Origin of the sequence: Pseudomonas sp. PS02290 (genome assembly GCF_029960075.1) — a bacterium.
Classification (GTDB): Bacteria; Pseudomonadota; Gammaproteobacteria; order Pseudomonadales; family Pseudomonadaceae; genus Aquipseudomonas.
The window spans coordinates 26,637-34,552 of the sequence record NZ_JASCOY010000060.1; the positions used below are offsets into that span (position 1 = coordinate 26,637).

The 7,916-nt window shown below is 62.3% G+C and carries 4 protein-coding genes; all 4 read left to right on the forward strand.

Annotated features, from left to right (window positions below; translation table 11 throughout):
- The first annotated feature begins 50 nt into the window (after window positions 1-50).
- The 4 genes from QMX88_RS21030 to ligA all read left to right on the forward strand — a co-directional run bounded on the left by QMX88_RS21030 (window position 51) and on the right by ligA (window position 7,749).
- On the forward strand, window positions 51-710 hold the full coding sequence (locus tag QMX88_RS21030) for a GntR family transcriptional regulator (protein WP_192174194.1): 660 nt from the start codon (window positions 51-53) through the stop codon (window positions 708-710).
- A gap of 3 nt (window positions 711-713) precedes the next feature.
- On the forward strand, window positions 714-4,202 hold the full coding sequence (gene smc / locus QMX88_RS21035; RefSeq protein ID WP_282372153.1) for a chromosome segregation protein SMC: 3,489 nt from the start codon (window positions 714-716) through the stop codon (window positions 4,200-4,202).
- A gap of 275 nt (window positions 4,203-4,477) precedes the next feature.
- Window positions 4,478-5,326 (forward strand): cell division protein ZipA, encoded by an 849-nt coding sequence (zipA, locus tag QMX88_RS21040; protein WP_282372154.1) that lies wholly within the window; start codon window positions 4,478-4,480, stop codon window positions 5,324-5,326.
- A 74-nt stretch (window positions 5,327-5,400) separates the two neighbouring features.
- Window positions 5,401-7,749, forward strand: coding sequence for an NAD-dependent DNA ligase LigA (gene ligA, locus QMX88_RS21045; RefSeq protein WP_282372155.1), 2,349 nt, complete (start codon window positions 5,401-5,403; stop codon window positions 7,747-7,749).
- The last annotated feature ends 167 nt before the right edge of the window (window positions 7,750-7,916 follow it).

Sequence of the window (7,916 nt, forward strand, 5' to 3'; positions counted from 1 at the left end):
TGCGATACACTCCGCCGCTTGTTTGCGACCAAAGAAGTTGAAGGTAAGAAATGACGTTCAAGGCACCTGACAGCCTCGCCGAGCAGATCGCTCACCACCTTGCCGAGCGCATCATCCGCGGCGAGCTCAAGCCAGGGGAGCGGATTCAGGAGCAGAAGGTCACGGCCGCGCTGAACGTGAGCCGTGGCTCGGTGCGCGAGGCGCTGCTGATTCTCGAGCGCCGCCATCTGATCGTGATCCTGCCCCGTCGCGGCGCGCAGGTCTCGGTCCTGACCCCACACAACATCACCAGCCTCTGCGCCCTGATGAGTGAGATGTACATCCTCCTCGGTCTGGCCGTGGCGCGAAGCTGGAAAGAGCCGGTCGACCTCGCGGCGTTCCAGCAGATCCAGCAGCGCCTCATCGCCAGTTGCGAGCGCCAGGACGTGAAGGGCTTCGTTGAAGAGAGCTTCAATGTCATGCGCGCGGCCTATCCGTTCGCCAACAACCCGTACCTGGAGGAGACCGTCGAGAACCTGCAGCCGTCCATGAGCCGCTTCTATTTCCTCGCCCTGGATCAACGCCAGGCGGAAATGAGCGAGTACCTGACCCTCTTCGGCCAGTTGCTCGAAGCGGTGGTGGCGCGGGATCTGGCGCGGATCCGCGACGTGCTGACCTGCTACGCCGAGCGCAGCTGCCAATCGGTGTTGTCTGCCCTGGCGGCCAGCTGATTCATGCGCCTCAAATGCATCAGGCTGGCCGGGTTCAAATCGTTCGTCGACCCGACGACGGTGAACTTCCCCAGCAACATGGCGGCCGTGGTCGGCCCCAATGGATGCGGCAAATCCAACATCATCGACGCGGTGCGCTGGGTCATGGGCGAAAGCTCGGCCAAGAACCTGCGCGGCGAGTCGATGACCGACGTCATCTTCAACGGCTCCACCAGCCGCAAACCGGTGAGCCAGGCGAGCATCGAGCTGGTCTTCGATAACTCCGACGGCACCCTGGTCGGCGAATACGCCAGCTACGCGGAAATTTCCATCCGCCGCAAAGTGACCCGCGACAGCCAGAACAGCTATTACCTCAACGGCACCAAATGCCGTCGCCGCGACATCACCGACATCTTTCTCGGCACCGGCCTGGGCCCACGCAGCTACTCGATCATCGAGCAGGGCATGATCTCCAAGCTGATCGAAGCCAAGCCCGAGGACCTGCGCAATTTTATCGAAGAAGCCGCCGGCATCTCCAAGTACAAGGAGCGCCGCCGCGACACCGAAAACCGCATCCGCCGCACCCACGAGAACCTGGCGCGCCTGACCGATTTGCGCGAAGAACTGGGTCGGCAGCTGGAGCGTCTGCAGCGTCAGGCCCAGGCCGCCGAGAAGTATCAGGAATACAAGGCCGAAGAGCGTCAGCTCAAGGCGCAGCTGTCGGCGTTGCGCTGGCAGGCGCTGAACGAGCAGGTCGCGCAGCGGGAATCGGTGATCGGCAATCAGGAAGTCGGCTTCGAGTCGTTGGTCGCCGACCAGCGCAGCGCCGACGCCGCCATCGAGCGCCTGCGCGACGGTCATCACGACCTGTCCGAGCGATTCAACCTGGTGCAGGGGCGTTTCTACTCCGTGGGCGGCGACATCGCCCGGGTCGAGCAGAGCATCCAGCACGGTCAGCAACGGCTGCGCCAGTTGCAGGACGACCTGCGCGAAGCCGAGCGTGCGCGCATGGAAACCGAATCCCATCTGGGTCACGACCGCACGCTGCTGGCGACCCTCGGCGAAGAGCTGGAAATGCTCGAGCCGGAGCAGGAAATCACCCTCGCCGCCGCCGAAGAATCTGCCGCAGCGCTGGAAGACGCCGAAACCGCCATGCATGGCTGGCAGGAACAGTGGGACGCCTTCAACCTCACGTCCGCCGAACCCCGGCGTCAGGCGGAAGTGCAGCAATCGCGCATTCAGCAGCTGGAAACCAGCCTGGAACGACTGGCCGAGCGTCAGCGGCGTTTGGGGGAAGAGCGCCAATTGCTCGCGGCGGACCCCGAAGACGCCGCAATTCTCGAGCTCAGCGAAGACCTCGCCGCGCGGGAAATGGCCTTTGAAGAACTGACCGCCGAAGAAGAACACCTGATCGAGCGCCTTGAGCAACTGCGCGTCGATCTGCAACAGGCTACCCAATCGCAACAACAGGCCCAAGGCGATCTGCAGCGGTTGAACGGCCGGATTGCGTCGCTGGAAGCCCTGCAACAGGCGGCACTCGATCCCGGCACCGGCACCGCCGAGTGGCTGCGCGACCATCAACTGAGCGAGCTTCCGCGTCTGGCTGAAGGGCTGCAGGTCGAGGCCGGCTGGGAAATGGCCGTGGAAACTGTGCTTGGCGCCGACTTGAATGCGGTGCTGGTGGATGATTTCGCCGGGCTCGATCTGGCCGGATTCAGTCAGGGCGACCTGCGCCTGGTGAGTCCCGGCGCTGACATCACGCGCATCCCTGGCAGCCTGCTGGACAAGGTCGATACGCAGGTCGATCTGACCCACTGGCTGGGCCAGGTCAAACCCGTTGAAACCCTCGACGATGCGCTGGCGCTGCGCGGGCAACTGGGCGCCGGTGAGAGCCTGATCAGCCGCGAAGGCTACTGGGTCGGTCGGGATTTTCTCCGTGTGCGCCGCGCCAGCGAGGCCGAAAGCGGGGTGCTGGCGCGGGGTCAGGAATTGCAGCGTCTGGAAGCCGAGCGTGAAGAACGCGAAGCAACGTTGGCGGCGCTGGATGAGCAACTGTCGACCCAGCGCGAACAGCAACGCACCCAGGAAGACAACCGCGAGCAATTGCGCCGTCGCCTGCAGGACGAAGCCCGTCAGCAGAGCGAACTCAAGGCGCAGTTGTCCGCCGCCAAAGCCAAGGTCGAGCAGTTGACCCTGCGCCGCACGCGGCTCGACGAAGAATTGACCGAGCTCGCCGAACAGCGGGCCATGGAGCAGGAAACCCTCGGCGAATCCCGCCTGCAATTGCAGGACGCCCTCGACAGCATGGCGCTGGACACTGAACAGCGCGAGTTGCTGCTGGCCCAGCGCGACAGCCTGCGCGAGCGCCTGGACCGGGTGCGTCATGAAGCACGCCAGCATAAGGATCACGCCAACCAGTTGGCCGTGCGCCTGGGTTCGCTGCGCGCGCAGCATGATTCCACGCGCCAGGCCCTTGAGCGGCTGGAGATGCAGTCCGAGCGCCTGACCGAGAAGCGCGAGCAGCTGAGCCTGAACCTGGAGGAGGGCGCCGCGCCGCTTGAAGAACTGCGCATGAAGCTCGAAGAGCTGCTGGAAAAGCGCATGGTCGTCGACGAAGAGATGCGCACCGCCAAGAACGCTCTGGAGGACGCCGACCGCGAACTGCGCGAAGCCGAGAAACGTCGCAACCAGGCCGAGCAGCAATCGGCGCTGTTGCGTGGGCAACTGGAGCAGCAGCGCCTGGAATGGCAGACCCTGACCGTAAGACGCAAGGCGCTTCAGGAGCAATTGCACGAAGACGGCTACGACCTGGATGGCGTGCTGGCGACCCTGACCGCCGAAGCCAACGAGAAGGACGCCGAAGACGAACTGGAACGCATCGCCGCGCGGATTCAGCGTCTGGGCGCCATCAACCTCGCGGCGATCGACGAGTATCAGCAGCAGTCAGAACGCAAACGCTATCTGGACGCCCAGGACGCCGATCTGGTCGAAGCGCTGGACACGCTGGAGAGCGTGATCCGCAAAATCGACAAGGAAACCCGTAACCGCTTCAAAGAGACCTTTGATCAGATAAACAGCGGAATTCAGGCACTTTTTCCAAAAGTTTTCGGTGGCGGCAGCGCTTATTTGGAACTGACGGGCGAAGATTTACTCGATACAGGGGTGACGATCATGGCGCGTCCTCCCGGCAAGAAAAACAGCACGATCCATTTGCTGTCCGGGGGTGAGAAAGCCCTGACCGCGCTGGCGCTGGTTTTTGCCATCTTCAAACTCAACCCGGCGCCTTTCTGCATGCTCGATGAAGTCGATGCGCCGCTGGACGACGCCAACGTGGGGCGCTACGCCCGGTTGGTCAAAGAGATGTCGCAGACCGTGCAGTTCATCTACATCACCCACAACAAGATCGCCATGGAAATGGCTGACCAGTTGATGGGCGTCACCATGCACGAACCGGGCTGTTCGAGGCTGGTGGCGGTGGACGTAGAGGAGGCGATGGCGCTGGTGGAGTCATAGCGGTATGCGCAGTTGATCGCGTGGCGATCATGCAGATTTGCAGGGAAAAGTGGCGCACGGGCGTCCAGTACAGGAACCACCGCCGCAGCGTGACAGATGCTTGTGACCTGCCAGATGTAACAGACGGTGTAAAGTTGCCTTTGGTCGTGCTAGCTTAATGTCCACTTTTCCATTTCGCGTGGGTAAAAGGCCATTCAGAACATAGAGTTGGCTCCACGTTTTAAAGGGGTTTGACGCCCTTAATTTTCAGAATTTTATTAGAGGCACGGGACTACATGGAAATCGGTCTGCGAGAGTGGCTGATCGTCATCGGCATTATTGTCATTGCCGGTATTCTGTTTGACGGCTGGCGCCGTATGCGCGGCGGCAAGGGCAAATTGAAATTCAGACTGGACCGCAGCTTATCCAACCTGCCGGACGACGACGAACCGACGTCCGCCGAAGTGTTGGGCCCTGCGCGCGTTCTGGACACCCATAAAGAACCGAAACTCGACGAGCACGACCTGCCGACGATGAGTGCAGCGCCCCGCGAGCGTGCCGAACGTGAACCACGACGCGGCAAGCGCAAGGACGAGCCGCACCAGGGCGACCTGAACCTGAGCGCCGGCCCTGACCTGTTCAGTGCCCGCGACGATGATTTCCCGGACGACAAGCCGAACCAGCGCATCACCGAAGACAAGGACCTGCCGCCCGTTGAAGAAGTGCTGGTGATCAGTGTCATCTCCCGGGACGAAAGCGGCTTCAAAGGTCCGGCGCTGTTGCAGAACATTCTGGAAAGCGGTCTGCGCTTTGGCGAAATGGACATTTTTCACCGTCACGAAAGCATGGCCGGCAACGGCGAAGTGCTGTTCTCGATGGCCAATGCGGTCAAGCCGGGCGTGTTCGATCTGGACGATATCGACCACTTCAGCACCCGCGCCGTCAGCTTCTTCCTGGGGCTGCCAGGGCCGCGTCATCCGAAGCAGGCGTTTGATGTCATGGTCGCTGCCGCTCGCAAACTGGCCCATGAGCTGAATGGTGAATTGAAAGACGATCAGCGCAGCGTCATGACCGCGCAGACCATCGAGCATTACCGTCAGCGCATCGTCGAGTTCGAACGTCGCGCCCTGACCCAGCGTCGTTGATTGGCGCTCCCACAGATTCAAGCATCACCAAATGAGCAGCTTCGGCTGCTCTTTTGCATTTCGAGAACACACCTATGAAAGCCGCCGAAACCCGCATCCTTGAACTGCGCGCTGAGCTTGATCAGCACAACTACCGCTATCACGTCCTCGACGAGCCGAGCATCCCGGACGTCGAGTACGATCGGCTGTTCCACGAGCTCAAAGCGTTGGAGGCGGAGAACCCGCATCTGGTGACACCGGACTCGCCGACCCAGCGGGTGGGCAGTGCGGCGCTGTCGGCGTTCACCCAGGTGCGCCACGAAATCCCCATGCTGAGCCTGGGCAACGCCTTCGAAGAAACCGACATGCTCGAGTTCGATCGTCGGGTCAACGAAGGGCTGGACCTGCCCGCTGCCTCGAAGAAGGTGGAATACAGCTGCGAGCCGAAACTCGATGGCCTGGCGGTCAGTCTGCTCTATCAAAACGGCGCGCTGGTTCGCGGCGCCACCCGCGGCGATGGCACCACCGGCGAAGATATCAGCGTCAACGTGCGTACGGTGCGCAATATCCCGCTGAAGCTGCACGGCAAAGGCTGGCCGGACACCCTCGAAGTGCGCGGCGAAGTCTTCATGTCCAAAGCAGGCTTCGAGCGTCTGAACGCCAGCCAGCTGGAAATCGGCGGCAAGACTTTTGCCAACCCGCGCAACGCGGCCGCCGGCAGCTTGCGCCAGCTGGACTCGAAAATCACCGCTAACCGCCCGCTGGAATTCTGCTGTTATGGCATCGGCCAGGTGTCACACGACATCGCCGACACCCACACCGGCAACCTGGAGCAGCTCAAAGCGTGGGGCATGCCCATCAGCCGCGAGATGAAAATCGCCCACGGCATCGAAGACTGCCTGAAGTACTACCACGACATCGGCGAGAAACGTCTGTCTTTGCCGTACGAAATCGACGGCGTGGTGTTCAAGGTGAACAGCATTGCCGCCCAGCGTGAGCTGGGTTTCCGCGCCCGCGAACCGCGCTGGGCCATTGCCCACAAATTCCCGGCCATGGAAGAACTTACCGAGCTGCTGGACGTGGAATTCCAGGTCGGCCGCACCGGCGCCGTCACGCCGGTCGCCCGTTTGAAACCGGTAAAAGTTGCCGGCGTGACCGTCGCCAACGCGACGCTGCACAACATGGACGAAGTGGCGCGTCTGGGCTTGATGATCGGCGACACGGTGATCATCCGCCGCGCGGGCGACGTGATCCCGCAAGTGGTGCAGGTCGTCCAGGAGCGCCGCCCGAAAGACGCGCGCGCCGTCGAGATCCCGCAGACCTGCCCAGTGTGCGGCTCACAGGTCGAGCGCACGCAACTGATCAAGCGCAGCAAGGGCAAGGAAACCATCAGCGAAGGCGCCGTGTATCGCTGCGTCGGCCGTCTGGCCTGTGGGGCGCAGCTCAAACAGGCGATCATCCATTACGTCTCGCGCCGGGCGATGGACATCGAGGGGCTGGGCGACAAGACCATCGAGCAACTGGTGGACGAGAAGCTCATCGGTTCGCCCGCCGATCTGTACAAGCTGACCTACGAGCAGATTATCGATCTGGAGGGTTTTGCCGAGATCTCCAGCAAGAAGCTGCTCAAGGCCATCGACGACAGCAAGAAGCCGACGCTGGCCCGCTTCATTTACGCGCTGGGCATTCCAGACGTGGGCGAGGAGACGGCCAAGGTATTGGCGCGGTCGTTGGGCTCGCTGGATCGGGTGGTTGTGGCGCTGCCGGAGGTGCTGACGTATCTGCCGGACGTGGGTCTGGAAGTCGCCCATGAGATTCACAGTTTCTTCGAGGACGAGCACAACCAGAACGTGATCGGCGCGTTGCTCGGCGAATGCCAGATGGAGCTGCAGGACACGGGCGATCTGGGCGCGGAGTTCGCGGCGAGCGCGACCCTGGGCGGCATGCTGGACAAGTTGAATATTCCGTCGGTGGGGCCGGGTGCGGCGCAGAAGCTGGCGGACAAGTTCGGCACCCTTGAGGCGGTCGTCAAGGCGGACTGGCTGGATATGCGGCAGACGCTGCCGGAGAAGCAGGCGCAGGCGGTGAGGGCGTTTTTCGATGTCCCGGAGCATGCGCAGCGTGCGTTGGCGATCGAGCAGCAGCTGAAGGATTTCGGCATGCACTGGCAGAGCGAGAAGAAGGTGGTGGAGGGCTTGCCGCTGGCCGGGCAGACGTGGGTCCTGACCGGTTCGCTGGAGTTGATGAGCCGGGACGTGGCGAAGGAGAAGCTGGAGGGGCTGGGGGCGAAGGTGTCCGGTTCGGTCTCGGCGAAGACCCACACGGTGGTGGCCGGGCCGGGGGCGGGCTCGAAGTTGACCAAGGCCAATGAACTGGGCTTGAAAGTGCTCGATGAAGAGGCGTTTGTGGGGTTTCTGAAGCAACAAGGCGTTGAGGTCAGCTAGGTCAAGATCAAGTGCGTCTGCCTGGGGGCAGACTGTTTCGCCTTCGGCGAGTTACTTGATAAAGCCCCAAGTAACCAAGGGCTTGTGCTCCTGGTTGGGCCCTTCCTTCGTCAGGGTTCCTTCACTCCGGTCTCGCTCCGTGGGGGCGCCCCCCCCCCCCCCCCCAG

Excerpts from the sequence above, each read along its gene's own strand:
- zipA (WP_282372154.1), top strand. The coding sequence starts at position 4,478 with ATGGAAATCGGTCTGCGAGAGTGGCTGATCGTCATCGGCATTATTGTC.
- smc (WP_282372153.1), top strand. The coding sequence starts at position 714 with ATGCGCCTCAAATGCATCAGGCTGGCCGGGTTCAAATCGTTCGTCGAC.
- ligA (WP_282372155.1), top strand. The coding sequence starts at position 5,401 with ATGAAAGCCGCCGAAACCCGCATCCTTGAACTGCGCGCTGAGCTTGAT.
- QMX88_RS21030 (WP_192174194.1), top strand. The coding sequence starts at position 51 with ATGACGTTCAAGGCACCTGACAGCCTCGCCGAGCAGATCGCTCACCAC.